Origin of the sequence: Tenacibaculum litopenaei (assembly GCF_964514025.1) — a bacterium.
Classification (GTDB): domain Bacteria; phylum Bacteroidota; class Bacteroidia; order Flavobacteriales; family Flavobacteriaceae; genus Polaribacter; species Polaribacter litopenaei.
Window position 1 is genome coordinate 574,225 of record NZ_CAZEQT010000007.1, and the last position, 21,095, is coordinate 595,319.

Sequence of the window (21,095 nt, forward strand, 5' to 3'; positions counted from 1 at the left end):
GTTACTGCCTCTTTGTTTAATTTCAATCCTTTGGTGATGTTGATTTTGTTCATCGTTTCTAGTTTTTTGGTTATTTTATTGTGTGAATTTTTTGGGATGCGTGATTAACGCTCAATTGATTGCTCTGATGCTTTGTCACAAGACAATAACAAACAAGATTTTGCTGGTGCCTTTTCTCCAGCTCCTCCTTTTAAGTTTGCCAATTGTGAATCTTGTAATTTCGTTACAGCTTCTTTGCTTAATTTCAATCCTTTGTTGATGTTGATTTTGTTCATCGTTTCTAGTTTTTTGGTTATTTAATTATTGAATGCTTGATAGTTACTCCTATTTATCGTCCTCCTTCTTACACGAAATAAAGAAGCAAGAGTAGTTGGGTGTTTGATCACCTACACCACCTTTAAGCTTGCTCAACTGGCTTTCTTGTAATTTGGTAATGCGTTCCTTGGTTAATGTAAGGCGTTGCCTGGTGTGAATTTTATTCATAATCTATCGGTGTTTTCTGGTAAAAAAAGTATACCCCCTATACCTCTGAATTCTCCTTACCATGAATTCAGTTAAGCTCCTTGTGAAACAGCTCTCCGAAATTTTATCAATTGGCTCCCCGAGTCCTTTCTTCTCAGTTGCAAAATTTCATTTCGACAGGTTCCACCCGAAAATCCATTCTTTATCGGTTAATTGTATTATCTTCTTCTTGCTGTCCGTCACAAGAGAAAAATAGACATGATGAAGCAGGTGCTGCTCCTTGTTTTCCTCCTCGAATATGCTCCATTTGAGAGTCTTGTAATTTGGTGATGACAGCCTTATTTAATTTTAATCCCTTTTCTAATCTTATTTTTTTCATGATCTTATATGTTTTTTAGTTCAGTATTCGTAGTTCGTTTTAGTTTCTTGCTTGCTCTTCATCACACGATAAAAGGAGACACGACGATGCTGGTGCGGCCTTTTGTCGCCCTCCTCGAATGTCCTCCATTTGAGAATCTTGTAATTTGGTGATGACTGCTTTGTTCAATTTTAATCCGTTGGTCAGTTTGATTTTTTTCATGGTGTTCTATTTTTCAGGGTTGTTCTATAATTGTATTGTGATTCAGTACTGTTTTACTCACCGGGTAGCTACCTGGCGCGGTTCTGGATATCTTTGTTTCCTGCTCGATTTCTCTTCGTTCGAATTTTATTATTTCCGAAGGTGTAGCGTACACTGAAACTCACCGATCGAGCATCGAAATAATTGTCATAACGGGTACGTACGTTGTTGTAAATGGTAGTTGCTCTCGTTCGATACGTTTTTAAGACATCGTTGAAATTCACAGCCAAATTCAAGTTTCCTTCCATGAGTTTCATTCGAAACGAAAGATCTAAGGGGCCATAACCTTCTATCTCGGCTACGTTTTGTCGGGATGGAAAAATGTAGTAATAGTTAATTCCAAGAGACATTTTATTCTTCGGAGCCAGTTTGATAAAGTTTTGACTTTGTACAAACGCATTCGCCCCTTCTTGTTGTCCGATCGTTTGTGGGATTGATGATTTTATTTTTGAATACCCCACATCAACAGTATTGTACGACGTTAACCAACTCCAAGAATCAAACACATAGGTATCTCTAAATCCAAACGATTGGATGTTGAGGTGGTTGTAGTAAGTGTAATTCACTACTTTGGTTGTCGGATTCACTTCACTCAACTGCTCGTAATCATTTTCGATATCCTTGAAGTAAAACTTTAATTCGTTCTTTTTACTGTTGAAGTTAAATTCGTAGTTGGTGATAAATGCCGGTTGTAAAAAAGGGTTTCCTTGTACCGTTTTAAACGGATTTACCACAATTTTAAACGGATCCAAACTTTCGAATTGAGGCCTGTCTATACGTCTGCTTACATTGAGCCCTATCGAATTGTGCTCACTTAACTTATAGTTTAAGTAGACCGTAGGAAACAACTTGGTGTAGTCGTTGGTGTTGGTCTGATTTCCTGACTTCGAATAGGCTTTGGTCTCTGTACTCTCCATTCGTAGCCCTACTTTTGCACTCAGTTTATCTGTGATGTTTTTTGATGCCGACACGTACAAGGCGTAGATATTTTCATCGTATTGAAACATGTTTGACTGATTCGGATCTAAAACAGGGCTCCCCGAAAAACTATTGTAAAATTTGAAATCATTGTTCGTTTTTGACAAGGCTAGTTTTCCACCGGTCTTTAAGGTGATGGCCTCAAGTGGTAAGGTCAGGTCAACTCGTCCGGACCAATTTTCAAAATTGTACTCCACTCCGGTCTGATTTGCAAAGGTCGGTTGCAGTACCCCTGCCGTTTGTCGTTCACCGCTATTGCCGCCGTCTTGAGTAGACCCCGATCTAAAATAATCGACATCGATAGAAAGTTTTTTACCTAAGGTATCCAAGGCGATGGTATTGTTTAAATTCACCGCATGTGTGGTCGCATCCTTAGCGCTATTTCCTCTGGAAATCAATGCGTACTTTAACTGGTTATTTAAATCAAATACCTCATCGATATTGCTATTGATCTTTTCAATATCCGTATTGCTTCCGGTATATCCGATACCGAGTTCCCAGGCATCTGTGAGTTCTTGTGATAAAGAGATTCGGTAATTCCAATACTTGTTGGAATAATCTAAAGGACCTTTTCCTTCCCAACGTTCATCGCTGAAGTAATTGGTATTCTGAAATGTATTTCTCTTTTTGTACACCCCATTAGAAGCACTAATGCTCAAATAGGTTTTGTTTTGCTTATAATTAAACGCTAAGCTACGGGCATGTGAAAACAAGGTTCTCTGAGTACTCGAGACTCTCGCTACTGCACTCCAAAAGTCATTTCGTTGTTTTTTGAGAACGATGTTGACAATCCCTCCGTTACCTTCTGCCTCGTACTCTGAAGGCGGGATGGTAATTACCTCGATACGTTCGATATTTTCACTGTTGATAGCCGACAAATACCCTCTCAGTTCATCGCCTTGTAACGGCAACATTTTTCCATTGACCATTAAGCGAACAAAACTCTTCCCTAGCATACTCAACTTGTCGTCTCTAATCACGAGGTTCGGTGTTACTCGTAAAACCTCTACGGCCGATCCTAAATCCTGAGCAACGCTCTCCTTTACGTTGAATACCAATCGATCACTGCGCCTTACCAAAGTCTTTTTCTTCTGAGTGATCACAACTTCACTCAAAACGCTGGAATCTTCTTTTAGCTCAACGGTTCCTAAATCAGGAGCTTTGACGGGTACTTTTTGCGTTTGAAATCCCATAAAACTCACCTCTATATACGCGGGTTTTTGCGCTAAGCTCAATCGAAACTCTCCGACCTCATCGGTCACAGCTCCTCCTATGAAATCTGCCGTCTCTGTAAACGCGACAACATTGGCAAAAGGCACCGCTATTTTTTCCGAATCAACAACCTTTCCAGTATAGGTGTTTTGTGCTGTCAGCACGGTAGAAATTAGCGTTAATAAGATGGTGAATATTAGGTTTTTCATGGTTTACTTTTTAATGACAATTCAAAGGTACAGCGGGTTCGTAGCTAAGCTGTTACACTAAAGTGTAGTTGGCGTTTTGTGGAGTAGAAACTACACTTTGGGGTAGTGTGTAAGCTTCGTTTTGGTTCGTTGATGTAGCGGTAGCCACTAAGTGCTTATTGCGCTCGTAAAAAGAAATCAATCCCTCATGGCTCATACATACAGGAATGGTCTCTGAACCTAAATAATCTACGCTTTCCCCTACTACTGTTGCTTTGATTCCCAAAGCGCGTAATACGCGTAAAAGTTTACTATCAATTTCTGCAAAAGCTACAGCGTTCTCTCGGGCGCAAATTGGGGCGATTGCGCAAACCATTAGTTTTTTAAACAATTGTACATCGCTGGCTTCTTTTTTGATCGCAAAACGCCCGATGTGGTAAATGTGCTTCATCGGTGACATCCCGGCAATCTCAATTGGATTAATTCCGAAGATTTTTTGAATAGGCAATACTGATTGGTAATTCCAACGCAAAACGCGAATCGATCCTTCTATTTCTCCTTGAGCTGATTTAGCAACAAAAGTTTGAGAAGCATCAAAAAACTGTAACTCTTCATTGTAAATCTCCTCGACATCAGATCTGAAATTTTCAGGTAAATTTCCTGCCGCATGGTGCTTAAAATTCTCTTTTACGATAAATTCTGAAAGTGCTAAGATTTCTGACTTAGATAATTGTTGTAAAGCGTTGTTATTGAATCCCATAATAGTTTGATTTATACTTCAAAACTATCTCCAAGCTGAGCCTCTCTCATTACACGAAAGTGTAGTTAAGTTACACAGTATCAAAAAACTACACAAAAGTGTAGTTTTTTGATTACCTAATAATTAACTTTTTATTAGATTTGTTAAAATTTTAGACAAAAGCAATAAATTTTCACATGGATAAGAATATAAATGACTTCTTTTCTAACAAGAACACCGTAAATGATATTTCTGATTCAGAACGCCTACAAACTTCTGATTATTTAGCCCCTATCAAAGCATTCGCACGGACCACTTATAAGAGCATTTATATCATCGATTATCAGAAAAAAGGTTTTGAGTACGTTTCGGACAACCCTCTTTTCCTCTGCGGACATACAGCCGAAGAGGTCAAAGAAATGGGCTATGCCTTTTATTTTAAATACGTCACGGAGTCGGACCTAGACCTGCTGCTAAAAATCAATACGATCGGCTTTGATTTTTATGAAAAGCTACCTGTTGAAGAGCGCTTGTCTTATACCATTTCGTACGATTTTAACCTCAAAAATCAAGAGAACAAAAAGATCCTAATCAATCAGAAGCTAACACCGCTTTTCTTGAGCAATGACGGTAAGGTTTGGAAAGCTATTTGTATCATTTCAATGTCGACAGAACACAACTCTGGGAACATCAAAATCTACAAGCAAGGTGATAATACCATGCACAAATACGATTTAGAGGGTGATTTTTGGAAGAAAGTGGATAAGATAACCCTAACCACCAGAGAGAAGGAAATACTGCAGTATTCGGCAAGAGGATTCAAAATTAACGAAATTGCTGAAACCATCTTTGTGTCGCCAGATACCGTGAAGTTTCACAGAAAGAAACTCTTCGATAAATTGGAAGTTGCCAATATTACCGAAGCTATTTCTTTTGCGACCAATAACAAGTTGATCTAATGGAGGTCTTCCTCTAGTTTGGTGAGGTAAAATTCTGGAAACTGTTTTACGTTGTTGCCCGTAGCGATATCAATCGCTATATGAGTACTTATTTTCGCGACCAATTGTGAAGCTCTGAGCATTTGCGCTTTGGATATATCCGTACCTGCTCGATATTCACGTGCTGCCTCTTCTATCCAATCTTGAGGTTTTCCCCAAAACTTCATATAACTCGTCACGTATTCAACTACCTTGGAAGCGTTGAGTAACTCTCCTTCCTTTACAATGGTTTCGAGTGATAAACTTTCTGGACTCACCACCACAACTAACGATCCCCACCCTAAATTATAAGGGTGAATCACAGGTATCCCTGCATCGTTGCAAGCCCTATCAAATTGCATAGGGACGTTTGATGCATCATCAAATGCGTTTACCGCCAAGCTTTGACCCGCCAGTACTTCTGAAAAAAGGGATGCTTCCATTGTACCGCGATGCCAGGTAAGCATGGCTTCTGGATTTACTTCTTGTAGTTGGGCTATGTGTTCTTTAACTTGTTCTGGACTGAGTAGTTCTTCTCGAAAATGGTCATTTTCAGGCTCATCAGCCGTTTCTATACCATCGACGATAGTGATGTTTTCAAATCCGTTCTGCAATGCCTGTTTGGCAATTGTCATCCCTAAATTACTCCCTCCGATTAAAAGCCGAGTCCGCTTTATAACCGCAAGGTTATCAGGGGTCATTGATAGGTTGTTTCTGCTATATTTAGGTTCCATAGTAATGGTTTTACTGCAAAAATAACCCGCTGCCAATCAAAACGAACTACACAAAAGGGTAGTTTCTTAATTTTAACACAAATCACTCACTAACAATACATTACCTCAAACAAACACATAAAAAGGTAAGATTACCCTAACATTTTGGACATATTTCTGGCAAACGCTACCTACAAATTAACCGAGTCCCCTTCTTTTGATAACCTTTACTTAATCCGTTTTCTATTGCGGAGCTATTGCTTTGTAAGTATGGCTAAAATTTACTTCTATTACATTTTTTTTCTGTGTTACGCTGCTGTTCAAACACTTTCTGCTGCTCCTCGAGAAGAAAACTTCCAACAACCTTCACAAGCAGTTCAATTGTATGAAAAAGCAAAGAACTTTGCTTCGCATAATTTATATGCTCAAGCACTGGAATATTACAATCAAAGCTTGCAGGCCCAACCGGACCACGAGCTATTCACTGCCCTGCAACTCGCCATGAGCGAGCTCTATCTGACCGTAAAAAACATCACTTTAGCAAAAGAACACGGTCAACGAGCACTGCGCTCAGCCGTCAAATATGAATACCGACCGTTAATAGCCAATGCACATGCTCAACTAGGACAAATCAATGAAAAAGAAGGCAATTACCTAGAAGCCATTGAACACCAACAAAAGAGTTTGCGTTTATTCTGGGAACTAAAGGATACACTAGGACTCGCACAAACCAAGCGCAACCTCGGTAGTATTTATGAAGATTTAAACCAGGTACAAAAATCGTTTCAGTACTTTGAAGAAGCCTATGCCCTCGTTAAAAACTGTCGTTCTACAGCAGCCTGCGACATCCTCAATAATCTCGGTGATACCTACCGAAAAAACAACCAGTTACCACAGGCCTTACATTATACTCAGAAGGCCTTGCAACTAGCCCTCGAGCTCAACGATTCCCATTTGCTTGAAAGTGCCTATAAAGATTTAGCCAAAACCTATGCAGCCTTAGAAAATTACAAAGAGGCCTACCGACATCGGTTACAAGCGGCTCACTACAAAAACCGAAGTCTACAGCAACAAAATACGCGACAAATTAACTTTTTACAAGCCCGGTATAGCCTCGCTCAAAAAAAAGCAGAAATTTCCTTACTCAAAGAAAAAACCAAGGTGAATTCAGGACGACAAAAACTACTTTTATTGGCATTAATCGCAGTGATATCCTATGGGATCATCGCGGGATATCTCGTTAAAAAACGACGAAAATCAGATCGTAAATTACAGCAATATAAAGAGCGAACACTCCAAGCAGAACTCGAACAAAAACAAATACAGGAAACCCTCTTACAACAAACTCTCGAAACTAAAACCGCTTCCCTCTCTACCTACAGCTTGCAACTCTCACAAAAAAACAACCTGCTCCAAGCAATAGCCGAACGCTTAAAAAAATTGAGCCAACGCAAGAATACGGACCTCTCTTCGGTACTCAAAAAACTCGTTTCAGAAATTGAATTCAATATCAAACAGGATACAGAATGGGAAGATTTCAGTAATTTTTTTAACGAAATTCACCCGAGTTTCAATCAGCAACTAAACGCAATCGCATCCGACAAGCTTTCACCGGCAGAACTCAAACTAGGCATGCTCCTACGCCTCAATTTATCGTCAAAAGAGATTGCTGCCATCCTCAGAGTTACTCCCGACAGCGTCCGAGTAGCTCGCTACCGATTGCGCAAAAAACTGCCCATCGATCCCAAGGAAGAACTGGTTTCTTTTATGCTCAATATCTAAGCATTACCGCGGGGTTACAGCAATGTAAATTTTACCTTAATGTTGCCTTCTTGTTGCCTTTATATGCACACTTTGTTGCCTTCAAAAAAACAGTTAACCTCCTTGTTAATACTAGTTTTGGAACGAAAACAAAATCAACATCAATGACACATTCAAATTTCTTACAACTACTCTTTGTAACGATTATTTCTTTGTTTTTACAGCAAAAAGTCTCCGCCCAAAAAGGAGGACTCAAAGGAATAATCATCGACGAAAGCGGGCTTTATTTACCCGGTGCCAATGTTACTATTAAAAGTATCTACAAAGGAGCTTTTACAGATTTTAACGGTCAGTTTACCTTAGTAAACATCCCCGCAGGTCAGTACGACTTAAGCGTGAGTTTTATCGGTTTTCAGCCCTATACTAAATCGGTTACCATTAGTGCTCATCGAACCCAATTTCTAAAAATCACCTTACTTCCTGACAGCAATGTTTTGGACGAGGTTACCATTGCCACTGCCATTGGAGGTGAAGCGAAAGCACTCAACAAACAACAAGCAAATACCAACATCACCAATGTCATTGCCACGGAGCAAATTGGGAAGTTCCCAGATGCGAATATTGGAGATGCTGTAAAACGCGTTCCCGGAATTACCATGCAAGTAGATCAAGGAGAAGCGCGAAACATTATCATACGTGGACTAGCACCTCAATTGAATTCAGTGACTTTGAACGGGAGCCGTATCCCCTCAGCCGAAGGAGACAACAGAAATGTTCAAATGGATCTTATTCCTTCTGATATGATTCAATCCATTCAAGTCAACAAGGCTATCACTCCTGATATGGATGGTGATGCTCTCGGTGGGTCGGTAAATTTAGTTACCCGAACAGCACCTCAAAACTTTCGTTTGGCAGCAACGGCTGGATCGGGAATCAGCTTTATCACCAACAAACGAATTCTCAACGGTTCCTTGTTACTCGGGAATCGAACAAAAGACAAAAAGTTTGGATGGATGTTAGCCGGTTCGTGGAACGATACCGATTTCGGATCTGACAATATAGAAGCTGAATGGAGCAATCAATTCGAATTCAACAACGGTAGTACAACAGAAAAAAGAGCTGTTAATCCCTATACCAAAGAATTTGAACAACGCAATTACCTGGTTCAACGCATACGACGAAGTTTCTCTGTAAACCTGGATTACCAAATTGACCCCAACCACAACCTGTATTTAAAAACCATGTACAATTGGCGTGATGATCGCGAAAATAGGTTTCGCTCGAAATACAGTATGTTAGACGGGGAAGACATTGCTATCGGTGACTTCACACTTACCAACAATACTCCTACGCAGTTTCCAGTAAAGGTTAAACGTGAAACCAAAGGAGGAATAAGCAACTCGCGCAATAAAAATAGACGATTGGAGGACCAACGCATGCAAAACTATAGCTTGGGAGGAGATCACTTGTTGGGCGCTCTCAAAATAAACTGGCTCGGATCCTTTTCCAAAGCTTCCGAAGAACGACTCAACGAACGCTATGCCGTATTTAAAAATGAATACCGCGTACACAATGACATTCGAAATTCGAGATTTCCGCTGTATACTCCAGTATCTGCCAGTGACGCAAATACACTGGCTAACTTTGAATACGATGAGATTACGGAAGAAAACAAATACACCGACGAAACCAATTACAATATTGCAACCCATTTTACCCTACCTTCTCCCTTATTTAACAGTCCAAACGGGTTTATCAAATTCGGATTTAGAACGCGTTTAAAGCAAAAGCAACGCACGAATGATTTTTACGAATACGATTTGGAAAGCACCTTTCCAACCATGGCGGCCGTCTCAACAGAAAATTTGAGTTCCGACACCTTCCTTGCAGGTACGCAATATCAGGCAGGCTATTTTGCCAAACCTTCTTGGTTGGGAGCACTTGCCTTAACTGAGCGTACTCCGAGAACTTTAAAATACGACGAATTTTTAGGCGATAATTATCAGGCCCGTGAAAATGTATATGCAGGCTACCTTATGACCGAGCAGCAACTCACCCCTCAACTTACCCTACTAGCAGGTGTGAGGATTGAGCAAACAAGAATTACTGCAACAGGAAATCTAGTTAACTATGATAATGACGGTGATTACGTGAATCATCAAACCATTACTCACAGTCATCAATACACCAACTACTTACCCGGAATCCACCTAAAATACACCCTAAAACCCAATAGCATACTCCGATTTGCCTTCACCAATACACTGGCACGTCCGAACTATGTCGATTTGGTACCTTATAGAAATATATTACGAGAAGATGGAGAAATACAACTCGGAAATCCAAATTTAAAGCCCGCCGAATCCATGAATTTTGACTTTATGGCTGAACATTACTTTTCAAACATCGGAATCCTATCGGCAGGAGCATTTTTCAAAAACATCAGTAACTTTAGTTATACGTATATTTCCAAAGCAAGTGATAACTCGCTGGGAAGCAACACCAAAGGCTACGATGTTAAACGCCCACAAAATGGTGAAGATGCCTACGTATTAGGTGCTGAAGTCTCTTTTCAAAGAAAACTCAGCTTCCTCCCTGGCTTTGCTAAGAATTTTGCCGTAATGACCAACTATACTTTCCTAAAATCGAAAGCAAAAGGGATCAATAATGAAGATGGTGATGAACGTCAAGAAATGACTTTACCAAACACCGCTCCTCATATGTTTAACGGTTCTTTGAGCTACGATGACGGGAGTTTTACCGCCAGAATATCTGCAAACTACTCAGCTGCCTACATCGATGAAATTGGCAAAAGTAACTTCTACGATCGCTATTACGACCAACAGTTTTTTATCGATATCAATGCTGGATATTCTATCAACAAAAACATCCGCGTATACGCTGATCTTACCAATATTACCAATCAACCCCTCCGATATTACCAACAAACAGCGAACAGAACCATGCAAGCTGAATACTACGGAAGTAGGTTCAATATCGGTATCAAATACGACCTATTCCGATAGGTCCATACAATAATATTTAAAGAAAAATCATCATGAAGAACTATATATACAGTTGTTTAATCCTCCTATTAACCCTGGGCTCTAGTTGTAAAACTGGCTCAAAACTTCCTAAAATTACCCCCGCCGTCATTACTGAAAAAACGGGATATGACAGTGATGATCCAGCGATATGGTACAACGAAAAAGCTCCCGAGAAAAGCATCGTATTCGGAACGGACAAATCGAGTGATGGTGCTGTTTACGCCTTTGACCTCTCTGGTAAAATTTTGCCGGAGAAAACACTCAAAAACATCCGTCGTCCCAACAATGTTGACATCGCCTATAAGGTTAGAATTAACGACAGTACCTATTCGGCAGTACTCGCATTTACCGAACGCGAAAAACGCCAAATACGCCTGTATAGCATTCCCGAAATGAAACCTTTAGACAACGGAGGATTTCCCGTATTTAGTGACGAAACTACGGTCGATTTTGACCTCCCAATGGGGATAGCACTTTACCGTCCTTCGAATTCTGAAAAACTCTACGCCATTGTCAGCAGAAAACAAGGCCCGAAAAGCAACTATCTTTACCAATACGAACTAACTGCTAATCAAGGAGTTTTTCAATCAAAACTCGTCAGAAAATTTGGTGCTTTCAGCGGTAAAAAAGAAATTGAAGCCATCGTCGTTGATAATGAACTGGGACATGTGTATTACTCTGATGAACAACACGGGATTCGAAAATACTACGCAGACCCCAATAAAGGTTCAGAAGAACTCGCTTGTTTCGGAGGTGCGCACTTTGAAGAGGACATCGAAGGTATTGCCTTGATAAAAACTACCGATACCCAAGGCTACCTCATTGTTTCGAATCAGCAAAAAGGAGAATTCAACCTCTTTAACCGTGAGAATAACGCATTTGTTAAAGCTGTAAACCTCGGAACGACTGCCACAGATGGCTGTGATGGATACCACCGCAGTATGGGGCCCTTGTTCCCCAATGGAATTTTCGTCGCTATGAACGATGATAAAAATTTCTATTTCTACGACTTGGCAACCATCATCCCCTAAATTCTTGCGACAATCAGTATTAACCAGTATCAACAAAGAGCAATCGTTCAGCGATTGCTCTTTTTCGTTTACCTACTTTTACTTAACTTCGTCGTTATGGAGTTACTTTTTATGGGCTTGGCTGCAGGTGCCGTGCTTTCGTATTTTATATTTTCAAAATTTGCAACGCGTTCAAAACGACAACGCGCCAACCAGCAATCAATTATTTTGCTCGAAAAAATTAAACGAGTCTCAAAATTGATTAGTGTCGAAGGGGAATTTGCAGAAATTTACCACCATGAAAATACAAAAGAGAAACTTTTAGGACTGATTAGCAGCAAAAAAAAAGCTATTGTTATCATCAATGCCAAAGTACATATAGGCTTTGATTTTACTAAAATCCAAATGGAATCGGACCTCGAAGAAAAATGTATTCGACTCCTGGCTTTTCCCGAACCAGAAATTATCTCGGTTGAGCCTACCTTGCGTTACTACGACATACAAAATGGCTTGCTCAATAAGTTTAACTCTGACGACCTAACCGCGGTGAATGCCGCTGCCAAGGAACACATTATTAACAAAGTGCCAGACAGCAATCTAATTCCTATGGCGAATACCGAAGCGCTACAAGCACTACAAGTATTAAACAACCTTGCCGAAACTATTGGATGGCGATTAGACATCAGTGCTCTCGAACTTCCCAATCACACACAAAAAAAACTCACAACATCATGAATGTCGAACAATTACGAAACTACTGTATTCAAAAAAAAGGAGTCACCGAACATTTTCCGTTCGATGAAGTAACCTTGGTGTTTAAGGTGATGGGAAAGATGTTTGCCCTTACTGGATTAGACAAATGGGAAGCTGGAATTCCCAGCGTCAACCTAAAATGTAATCCTGAATGGTCATTGGAACTTCGCGGAACCTACGATGGTATTAACCCGGGATTTCACATGAATAAAAAGCATTGGAATACCGTAACCATAAACGAAGACGTAGACGATGCCATGCTCAGAGAATTAATCGACCATTCCTACGAAACCGTTGTAAAAGGACTACCTAAAAAAACGCAAGCCTCGTTAAACGAACTATAAATGGACAAAAAAGCACTGCGCCAAGCGTATAAGCAAAAACGAAAACAACTTAGCGCTGATCAAATAATAGCAATAGAAACTTCTATACTGGAACAATTACAAGCCATCAATTTTGATACGGCTTTGTACTTTCACGTGTTTCTACCGATAAAAAAACAGCTGGAAATAAACACCTACCCTATTATTGACTACCTAAAGCGCCTTGATAAAAAAATCATTATCAGTCGGAGTAATTTTGACGATTTTAGTTTAGAACATTTCATTTATGACAACAATACCCAAATAGCGTTAAACGCTTATGGAATTCCGGAACCCGTTACAGGAACCCCAATAGCTGTCAATAAAATCGATGTCGTGTTGGTACCCTTACTCATCTCCGATCGAGAAAATTACCGAGTGGGATATGGCAAAGGGTTTTACGACCGCTTTTTAGCCGACTGCCGTCAAGACATCCAAACGATAGGAATCAACTATTTTGCTCCTATCGATAAAATTACCGATCGAGACGCATACGACATAGCACTAGATAGGGTAATTTATCCCAAATAAAAAAGCCTGTAGAAAAACTACAGGCTTTTTTATTTATTTATTTTTAAGGCTCTTAACCATTCATTGAAATCAAAAATTCTTCGTTATTGAGCGAAGTCTTTATGCGTTGCTGAATAAATTCCATCGCCTCAATAGGATTCATATCTGCTAAGTATTTACGCAACACCCACATGCGTTGTACGGTTTTCTCGTCTAAGAGTAAATCGTCGCGACGCGTACTTGACTTGATCAAATCGATAGCAGGATAAATTCTTCTGTTCGCAATATTACGCTCTAACTGAAGTTCCATGTTACCCGTACCTTTAAATTCTTCAAAGATTACCTCGTCCATTTTAGATCCAGTTTCAGTTAATGCTGTAGCAATAATTGTCAATGACCCTCCATTTTCGATATTTCTGGCCGCTCCAAAGAAACGCTTTGGCTTGTGCAATGCATTGGCGTCGATACCTCCTGATAATATTTTACCTGATGCCGGAGCTACTGTATTGTAAGCTCTTGCCAAACGCGTGATAGAATCTAATAAGATGACCACATCATGTCCGCACTCTACCAATCGCTTCGCTTTTTCCAAAACGATGTTGGCAACACGAACGTGCTTGTCTGCAGGCTCATCAAAAGTAGAGGCAACTACTTCACCACGTACACTTCGTTGCATATCCGTAACTTCTTCCGGACGTTCATCGATGAGTAATACAATTTGATATACTTCAGGGTGATTTGCAGCAATGGCATTGGCCACATCTTTCAACAACATGGTTTTACCCGTTTTAGGTTGTGCTACAATCATCCCACGCTGTCCTTTTCCGATTGGTGAAAACAAATCAATAATTCTCGTCGACAACGAACTTCCTTTTTGTGCTAAATTGAAACGTTCATTCGCAAACAAAGGAGTAAGGTGCTCAAAAGACACGCGATCGCGTACAATGTTCGGATTCAATCCGTTGATTTTCGAAACGCGGATCAGCGGAAAATACTTTTCTCCTTCTTTAGGAGGACGCACATTTCCACGAACCGTATCACCGGTTTTTAAGCCGAATAACTTGATCTGTGATTGAGAAACGTAAATATCATCAGGTGAAGACAAATAATTATAATCAGAAGAACGCAAAAATCCATAACCATCAGGCATCATTTCTAACACCCCTTCACTTTCGATAATTCCGTCGAATTCAAAATCAGGATCGCGGTATTTGTTACCACTTTTGTGGTGTTGCTTCCCTTTATTTTGGTTGTTATGATGTTGTTTTCCTTTGTTTTGGTTTTGGTTATTGCGTTGACGATTGTTGTTCTGGTTCGTATTTTGATTTGACTGACCTTGCTTTTTATCGTCGTTCCCACTGCGCTTAGTTTCATCTTCACGCTTCTCCTCTTTCTGATTTTGAACCGTTTTTGAGCGCGCTGGGGCTTTGGGTTTATCTTGAGCTGCCACCTCCTTTTTTGCAGGAGCTGGTTTGGTACTTTTCTTTTCCGTAGCTTGTTCAACCTTAGACTCTTTAGGAGCTTCTGCCTTTTTAGAAATACGTTTTCTCTTAGGCTTTTCTTTGACCTCCTTTACTTCTGCTGGCTTCTCTTCTTTATTTGAAGATTCTGCCTGCGCGTCTAAAATTTTATACACTAAATCTAACTTCTTTAACTGACTAATTCTAGTCAAACCAATGCCTTTCGCAATGGCCTGTAAATCCGTAAGTTTTTTAGCTTTTAATTCCGAAATTTCGAACATTCGTAAAAAATATTAGGTTAAATAATTCTGTTGTGACTGAAGAATTAAATATTTATTATTTGTTTCCTGATTGCTTAGCTATATATGAGGTATATAACTGTAAAGTGCGGTTACTTATATCGCAAATATATACAAATAATTTAACTTCTAATATTTCTTTTTAAAAAAAGAAGTGTTATTTTTGCTACCCAAATTCAGAAAATGATACAGAGAATACAAAGCATATATTTGTTGATAGCTAGCTTACTAGCGGGTGTTTTAGCACCAAACGTAAGTTTGTGGACACAAGAATCAGCTGACGCTTCCGTGTTTATTACGGACTTGTTAAGCAGTGACCAGATTGCTTTAAAAGGAATTCCTGTACTGTTTTTTGCCTCGGCCCTAGTAGCTTTAGCAGCTATCTTTTTGTTTAAAAATAGACAGTTGCAATTTGTGCTTGGTCGAGTAGTAATCTTGATTAATCTTTTTTTAGTAGGATTATTGATTTATTTGTCACTAACATTATCTGGAGAAACTGCGGTTTCTGAGAAAGGTATTGGGATGCTCGTTCCTATTTTTGTTATCTTGTTAGTAGTTCTAGCAAACAAAGCCATTAGAAAGGACGAAGATCTTGTAAAATCTGTTGACAGATTGCGATAAGCCTAACATCTTAGTATATTTAGTGCGACAAAGCCGAGTATGAACTCGGCTTTTTTTTTTTGCCTTTTCCCCTTCTTCATCCCTTTGAATTTAAAAACAAGCACTTATAAAATTGTCTCGTTTTTATAGCTAAATATTCTTAAAATTATTTTAGTTTTATATTCGGAAAAAAGAAACCACCCCCACAAAAAATATATTTAAAAAACTGATATTCAGTGTTTTGATGAGTTTTATTAACAAAAAAACTAGGGTTAACCCTGATACCGTAAGTAGAAACCCTTAAAAACCGTTTAGGGATTCTGAGTATTGTACAAAACACAGTTGTCACATAAATTTGTAAACGTAAACAACAAATGAGTTACAAGATTAAAGTTCATATAGCCGACGATCACAAAATTCTAATTGAAGGAGTGATGGCTCTTATAAATATCGAAGATGACATTGAAGTTGAAGGCTTCTCTTTAACAGGAAAAGAAGTTGTAAACTGGTCAAGCACCAATACTGCCGATGTATTAGTATTAGACATCAACATGCCAGAAATGGATGGAATTGACGTTTTAAAAGTTTTCAAACAACGAGACGTACAAATAAAAACCATCATTCTTTCTAGTTTGAGTGATCCTAAGCTAGTTCAGGAAATGATCGCTTTAGGCGCAAATGGGTTCTTGGAAAAGAGCTGTGCCAGCGAACATATCGTGGAAGCCATCAGAGCAGTGCACAAGGGGTTGCAATACTTTAATGAAGACATTAAAAGTAAATTGTTCAACTTGTATGTGGCGAGTACCAAAAACGAAAACAACAAGGAAGAATCTCACAAAGATTTGACAGAAAGAGAAATTGAAGTCCTCAAATTAATAGCTCAAGAAAAAAGTTCATCTGAAATCGCAGATATGCTTCGCATCAGTGTAAAAACCGTTGAATCGTATCGAAGAAACCTATATAAAAAATTGAAAGTAAAAAATGTAGTAGGTTTAGCGATGTACGCAGTTAGGAATAAGATAGTATAATCCTTTCATTCTATTTTTCTTTGCCCCCAAAGAAAATACTCCCCCCATCCTATAATTCCTGATGAAATACATCGCTAAGAACTACAGCTAAGATATATACATGGCGATGTGCGCTGTTATTAAAACATAACATAGTTTAGAAAACCCCTTCATTTTGTTTTCTTTATCCCCTAACTTTTGAGAACGTCCCCCGTATCTCCATCTGTCTATACTAAGTGCATCGCCTTTGTAATTTTATTAACGAAATTCCTTAAATTAAAAAAAAATCAAAAACCATGAAAAAATTTACCGTTCTTTTCTCAGCATTAAGTATTGCCTTTTTAAGCTCTTGCTCTAACAACGACACCGACCCACAATTATCTCACGATTTAAGACAGCCAACGAGCTATTTAAAGTCGTATACCTTAAAGAAGAATACCAGTGGAAGCTATTATATTGATTTTGATCTAGAAGAAAACAGTAAAGTAGATAGCTACAAAAATACAGACTTGTCAAACGACTTAGTGATTAGCGAAGGTAGCAATACCGCAGCTCGCTCTAACAGTACAGCGCTTGAGTTAAACGACGATGTTTTAAAGGTAAACATCTTGGAAACAAACAATGGTAAAAAGACGAGAATCATCGTTGAAGACGACGAAGTGACTAAAGCTCGTGGTATTACTGAATTCTTAAACAACTACAGCATCAGTAAGAACGAAGATGACTCGTACAATTTAAAATTTCAAGTAAATACGAATGTTCAAACGGAATTCATTTTTAATGAAGATACCAACACTCATGAAATTCACTTATCTTTGGGAACAGCAACCGTTCAGAATTTCTCTAGAGATTTAAAAATGACTAACGGACGCTTAGAAATTGGATTTATCAATCACAAAGAGGACGGAGCTTCGAATGCAGCCAACCGCGCCAACAGAAGTCTTGAAAAACCAAACAAGCCAAAAATTGTAATTTTCTATGACGGAAGTAGTTCTGTAGAATAAAAGTAAAAAAACATATGAGATACATTGTTATACTGACGATTCTTTTCTTTGCAAGTATATCATTATCTTACGCTAATAACCATTCACCCAAGTTTGATCAATCACGAACAAACTTGGGTGAATTAGTAGTAAGTAAAAAAGATTCGCTCACCTACGTACAGTACCAGAAAATTGTTGTCAAACACGAAAAAGGGAATTACAGAGATGCCTTAAAAGAAGCCTTGGTACTACTTGAACAGTGTAACAAAACGAATAATACAACGCTCAAATCAGCTGTTGCTGAACTCATTGCTGATATCTATCGCGAAATTGGGGAAATCGCCATATCAACCGAATACTACAAAAGAAGCTTACAGGATTTACACGCCTTTAACCATGATAAAACAGCCTTATCAAACGATACTATCGCTAATATCAAGGCTCGTATGTTTTTAAAAATCGGAGGGAATTTTCAACGTACCTTCACCCGTCAGAAATTCCGATTAAACAAGTTTTACAGTCGTGAAGACAAAGATTTTGACGCGATAAATGCACTTAAAGAAATCACTGCTCAAAATAGAGATAGTGCCATTTACTACTACGATCAGCTCGAACAAATTCAAACCTTAAACACGAATATACAACACCAAAGAGCTAAAGGATATATCAACATTGCCGGAATCTATCAAATGGATTCTACCTTTACCAAAGCTGAACATTACATTTTAAAATCAATTGAGATCAACAAAACAAATAATGATTCAATAGTGCTCGCAGGTGCCTATTGTAATTTGGGCAATGTTTTTCTAATGCAAAACAAGTTTGAGTTAGCAAAGAAAAACTATTTTGAAGGTATCAATTACGTGCACGATATCAAGAGTCCAAAAGCCATACGAATCAGCGCTAAACTATATTACAACCTGGCTTGGGCGATGCGCAATTTAAATGAAGTAAAAGCCTACGACAACCTTGAAACTTCGTACGAATTTGAAGAAGATTTACGAAAAAGAGACTTAAAGAAGATCATTAAACAGATTGAAACGGATCACAATGCAACGCTCAAGAAGCTCGAAAACGAAAAGGAAATCAATATCGCTAAACTGAAAAAGAAAAACACGACGTATTTATTTGCTGCACTCACTGCATTGATTTTAATTGCCTCGGCAGTTGTCATCTATAATATTCGATTGAGACAACGCAACTTACAACTAAAACTCAAACAAAATAAATTATTAGAAAAACAGAATATTGATCGTCTAAAATCAGAATCGCAAATAAAAATACTAAACGCAACCATTGACGGAAAGGAAACAGAACGGAAACAAATTGCCGAAACACTGCACGACAGTGTCAGCGCCCTACTCTCTTCAGCGAACATGCACCTCAGTGCCACCAAAAAGCAGTTCGACGGAGAACCTCCGGTTGAATTGGAAAAAACACGTGAAATTATCTTAGAAGCTTCACAAAAAGTACGCGACCTATCGCACAACCTCGTGTCGTCTATCTTATTAAAATTTGGACTGGAGTACGCCCTGAAAGACATCACTAAAAAATATTCTAACACCGAACTTAGTTTTCATTCTGAGTTCAATAATATCAACAGGTACAATCAGGAATTTGAAATCAAGATCTACAATGTTATCCACGAGCTAATCAACAATATTATCAAACACAGTTTAGCCAGCAATGCCTATATTGTTTTGGAAGAACAAAACGAGTTTTTATCCATTTTAATCGAAGATGATGGCGTTGGATTTAATTACCGCAAAAGCACGACGAAATCAGGACTTGGACTCAATCAAATTGAAGCGAGGATACAAATGATGAACGGAAATTTCTTAATTGAAACCGCTACTAACAAAGGTACCAAAATAACGATTTCGGTCCCCGCTCCTAAAAAAACTGCCGTTAGCCTCGTGTAGCGAGCTCTATAACCTCCAAATCGCCAATTTCTCCTTGGTCGAGCACAAAGCGCAACATCGTACGCACTTTGTGAAAACCGTGATTTCCGGCAGCTCCTGGGTTCAGATGTAATAATTGATGCGTCGCGTCAAATTGCACCTTTAAAATATGCGAATGCCCGCAAATAAAGAGCTTTGGGCGTTCTTTTTTAATGAATGCTTGCACTTTGGGTTTATAACGGCCTGGGTAGCCACCTATATGCGTAATGTATACCTTTACCCCCTCTACGACAAATAAATTGTTTAGAGGGAATTCCAAACGAGCATCCTTATCATCAATATTTCCGTACACCGCTCGCAGTGGCTTTAGTGCTTTAATAGCGTCTGTAACCGATAAATCACCAATATCTCCTGCATGCCATACCTCATCTGCTTGACGTACAAACTTGAGTATTTGCTCGTCGAGATAACTGTGTGTATCCGATAACAACAAAATTTTCTTCATTTCATTTTCCTATTGGTCAGGCAATATCAAAAAAATAAACTCGCAATCAAAATTACGAGTTTATCTTCTGAAGGATAGACATGCGGGGGGACTATTCAATACCTACCTATAAGATACTAAAAAACAAACCAATACTCCTTATACTATGTTAAGCAACTACTACAACAGCCAAAATTCTCATAGCCTAAACTCCACAAAATTTTATACGATAATAACCAGTAAAATTCCATAATTTAGCTGTCTAAAATTTTTACTTTTTTGAGATATTTTTTAGAGTTAGCATACCACGGAAAACACTATCATGGATGGCAAGTACAACCCGATGCCATTAGTGTTCAAGAAAAAATCAGCACCGCGATGAGCACCATCATGAGAGAACCCATCACTATAGTTGGTGCAGGACGCACGGACGCAGGGGTTCACGCTTCACAGATGTTCGCTCATTTTGATACGGAAAAATTACTCGATGAGAATTTCACTTATAAATTGAACGCTATACTACCCAATGATATCGTCATTTATAGAACCCTCCCTGTAGCGGACGATGCACATGCGCGTTTTGATGCCACTAGCAGGAGTTATGAGTATAAAATACAGTTAGGCAGAAACCCTTTTTCACTGGATACTACGTGGCAATTACACCATACGAATATTGATATCGCCGCGATGAATGAAGCTGCTAAGGTTTTGTATGACTACAGAGATTTTGAATGTTTTTCAAAAGTAAAAACGGATGTAAACACTTTTTTTTGCGAAATTAGTCATGCCGAATGGCGATTGGATGGTCAGGAACTCACTTTTTATATCAGTGCCGATCGATTTTTGAGAAACATGGTACGCGCCATCGTGGGCACCTTACTCGAAGTGGGACTGGGCAAAAAAACGCGTTCTGATTTTATCGCCGTGATTGAAAGTAAAAACAGAGGAAAGGCAGGAGTTTCAGTGCCTGCAAAAGGATTATTTTTAACGAACGTAGCATACCCATATATATCGTGAGTAAAACAACAGG

At 38.9% G+C, this 21,095-nt stretch carries 21 protein-coding genes; 12 read left to right on the top strand and 9 right to left on the bottom strand.

All coding sequences use genetic code 11. From position 1 onward, the window contains the following. Window positions 1-104: 104 nt before the first annotated feature. The 6 genes from ACKTS5_RS17245 to ACKTS5_RS17270 form a co-directional block, all read right to left on the bottom strand. Window positions 105-275, bottom strand: a complete 171-nt coding sequence (locus tag ACKTS5_RS17245) for a class I lanthipeptide (protein ID WP_408045127.1) — start codon at window positions 273-275, stop codon at window positions 105-107. 49 nt (window positions 276-324) lie between these two features. After that, complete coding sequence (locus ACKTS5_RS17250) at window positions 325-483, bottom strand: class I lanthipeptide (RefSeq protein ID WP_408045128.1); 159 nt, start codon at window positions 481-483, stop codon at window positions 325-327. Between the two features lie 181 nt (window positions 484-664). Then, window positions 665-841 (bottom strand): class I lanthipeptide, encoded by a 177-nt coding sequence (locus ACKTS5_RS17255; protein WP_408045129.1) that lies wholly within the window; start codon window positions 839-841, stop codon window positions 665-667. Window positions 842-880: 39 nt separating this feature from the next. Next, window positions 881-1,042, bottom strand: coding sequence for a class I lanthipeptide (locus tag ACKTS5_RS17260; protein WP_408045130.1), 162 nt, complete (start codon window positions 1,040-1,042; stop codon window positions 881-883). Between the two features lie 68 nt (window positions 1,043-1,110). Beyond that, window positions 1,111-3,480, bottom strand: a complete 2,370-nt coding sequence (locus tag ACKTS5_RS17265) for a TonB-dependent receptor domain-containing protein (RefSeq protein ID WP_408045131.1) — start codon at window positions 3,478-3,480, stop codon at window positions 1,111-1,113. Window positions 3,481-3,532: 52 nt separating this feature from the next. Then, window positions 3,533-4,219: a hypothetical protein gene (locus ACKTS5_RS17270; RefSeq protein WP_408045132.1), complete on the bottom strand. Its 687-nt coding sequence runs from the start codon at window positions 4,217-4,219 to the stop codon at window positions 3,533-3,535. A 176-nt stretch (window positions 4,220-4,395) separates the two neighbouring features. On the opposite strand from ACKTS5_RS17270, the gene ACKTS5_RS17275 reads away from it, so the two are divergent. Then, on the top strand, window positions 4,396-5,157 hold the full coding sequence (locus ACKTS5_RS17275) for a response regulator transcription factor (protein ID WP_408045133.1): 762 nt from the start codon (window positions 4,396-4,398) through the stop codon (window positions 5,155-5,157). On the opposite strand, the gene ACKTS5_RS17280 is transcribed toward ACKTS5_RS17275, so the two are convergent. Next, entirely contained in the window at window positions 5,154-5,909 is a 756-nt protein-coding gene (locus ACKTS5_RS17280) for a ThiF family adenylyltransferase (RefSeq protein WP_408045134.1), read from the bottom strand. The two genes, ACKTS5_RS17275 and ACKTS5_RS17280, sit on opposite strands and share 4 nt — an antisense overlap. Before the next feature lie 249 nt (window positions 5,910-6,158). Between ACKTS5_RS17280 and ACKTS5_RS17285 the strand changes: the two genes are divergently transcribed. The 6 genes from ACKTS5_RS17285 to ACKTS5_RS17310 all read left to right on the top strand — a co-directional run bounded on the left by ACKTS5_RS17285 (window position 6,159) and on the right by ACKTS5_RS17310 (window position 13,352). Then, complete coding sequence (locus ACKTS5_RS17285) at window positions 6,159-7,670, top strand: tetratricopeptide repeat protein (protein ID WP_408045135.1); 1,512 nt, start codon at window positions 6,159-6,161, stop codon at window positions 7,668-7,670. Window positions 7,671-7,813: 143 nt separating this feature from the next. Next, window positions 7,814-10,675 carry a TonB-dependent receptor gene (locus ACKTS5_RS17290; RefSeq protein WP_408045136.1) on the top strand — a complete coding sequence of 954 codons (2,862 nt, stop codon included), beginning with the start codon at window positions 7,814-7,816 and terminating at the stop codon, window positions 10,673-10,675. 32 nt (window positions 10,676-10,707) lie between these two features. Beyond that, window positions 10,708-11,727, top strand: coding sequence for a phytase (locus ACKTS5_RS17295; RefSeq protein WP_408045137.1), 1,020 nt, complete (start codon window positions 10,708-10,710; stop codon window positions 11,725-11,727). A 96-nt stretch (window positions 11,728-11,823) separates the two neighbouring features. Next, window positions 11,824-12,441, top strand: a complete 618-nt coding sequence (locus tag ACKTS5_RS17300) for a DUF4230 domain-containing protein (RefSeq protein WP_408045138.1) — start codon at window positions 11,824-11,826, stop codon at window positions 12,439-12,441. Beyond that, window positions 12,438-12,803, top strand: a complete 366-nt coding sequence (locus tag ACKTS5_RS17305) for an MmcQ/YjbR family DNA-binding protein (protein ID WP_408045139.1) — start codon at window positions 12,438-12,440, stop codon at window positions 12,801-12,803. Before ACKTS5_RS17300 ends, ACKTS5_RS17305 begins: the two co-directional genes overlap by 4 nt. Next, a complete protein-coding gene (locus ACKTS5_RS17310) occupies window positions 12,804-13,352 on the top strand; it encodes a 5-formyltetrahydrofolate cyclo-ligase (protein ID WP_408045140.1) in 549 nt (182 codons plus the stop codon). Between the two features lie 52 nt (window positions 13,353-13,404). On the opposite strand, the gene rho is transcribed toward ACKTS5_RS17310, so the two are convergent. After that, window positions 13,405-15,072, bottom strand: coding sequence for a transcription termination factor Rho (gene rho, locus ACKTS5_RS17315; RefSeq protein ID WP_408045141.1), 1,668 nt, complete (start codon window positions 15,070-15,072; stop codon window positions 13,405-13,407). A gap of 201 nt (window positions 15,073-15,273) precedes the next feature. Here rho and ACKTS5_RS17320 point away from each other — a divergent pair, with 201 nt between their 5' ends. The 4 genes from ACKTS5_RS17320 (at window position 15,274) to ACKTS5_RS17335 (ending at window position 19,602) form a co-directional block, all read left to right on the top strand. Continuing rightward, window positions 15,274-15,711, top strand: coding sequence for a DUF4293 domain-containing protein (locus ACKTS5_RS17320; protein WP_408045142.1), 438 nt, complete (start codon window positions 15,274-15,276; stop codon window positions 15,709-15,711). A 353-nt stretch (window positions 15,712-16,064) separates the two neighbouring features. After that, on the top strand, window positions 16,065-16,718 hold the full coding sequence (locus ACKTS5_RS17325; RefSeq protein ID WP_408045143.1) for a response regulator: 654 nt from the start codon (window positions 16,065-16,067) through the stop codon (window positions 16,716-16,718). Window positions 16,719-16,993: 275 nt separating this feature from the next. Next, window positions 16,994-17,701: a hypothetical protein gene (locus ACKTS5_RS17330; protein ID WP_408045144.1), complete on the top strand. Its 708-nt coding sequence runs from the start codon at window positions 16,994-16,996 to the stop codon at window positions 17,699-17,701. 113 nt (window positions 17,702-17,814) lie between these two features. Further along, entirely contained in the window at window positions 17,815-19,602 is a 1,788-nt protein-coding gene (locus ACKTS5_RS17335; RefSeq protein ID WP_408045145.1) for a tetratricopeptide repeat-containing sensor histidine kinase, read from the top strand. Here ACKTS5_RS17335 and ACKTS5_RS17340 read toward each other — a convergent pair. After that, entirely contained in the window at window positions 19,589-20,086 is a 498-nt protein-coding gene (locus ACKTS5_RS17340) for a metallophosphoesterase family protein (protein WP_408045146.1), read from the bottom strand. The genes ACKTS5_RS17335 and ACKTS5_RS17340 overlap by 14 nt on opposite strands. Before the next feature lie 258 nt (window positions 20,087-20,344). Here ACKTS5_RS17340 and truA point away from each other — a divergent pair, with 258 nt between their 5' ends. Next, window positions 20,345-21,082: a tRNA pseudouridine(38-40) synthase TruA gene (gene truA / locus ACKTS5_RS17345; protein ID WP_408045147.1), complete on the top strand. Its 738-nt coding sequence runs from the start codon at window positions 20,345-20,347 to the stop codon at window positions 21,080-21,082. Window positions 21,083-21,095 lie beyond the last annotated feature (13 nt).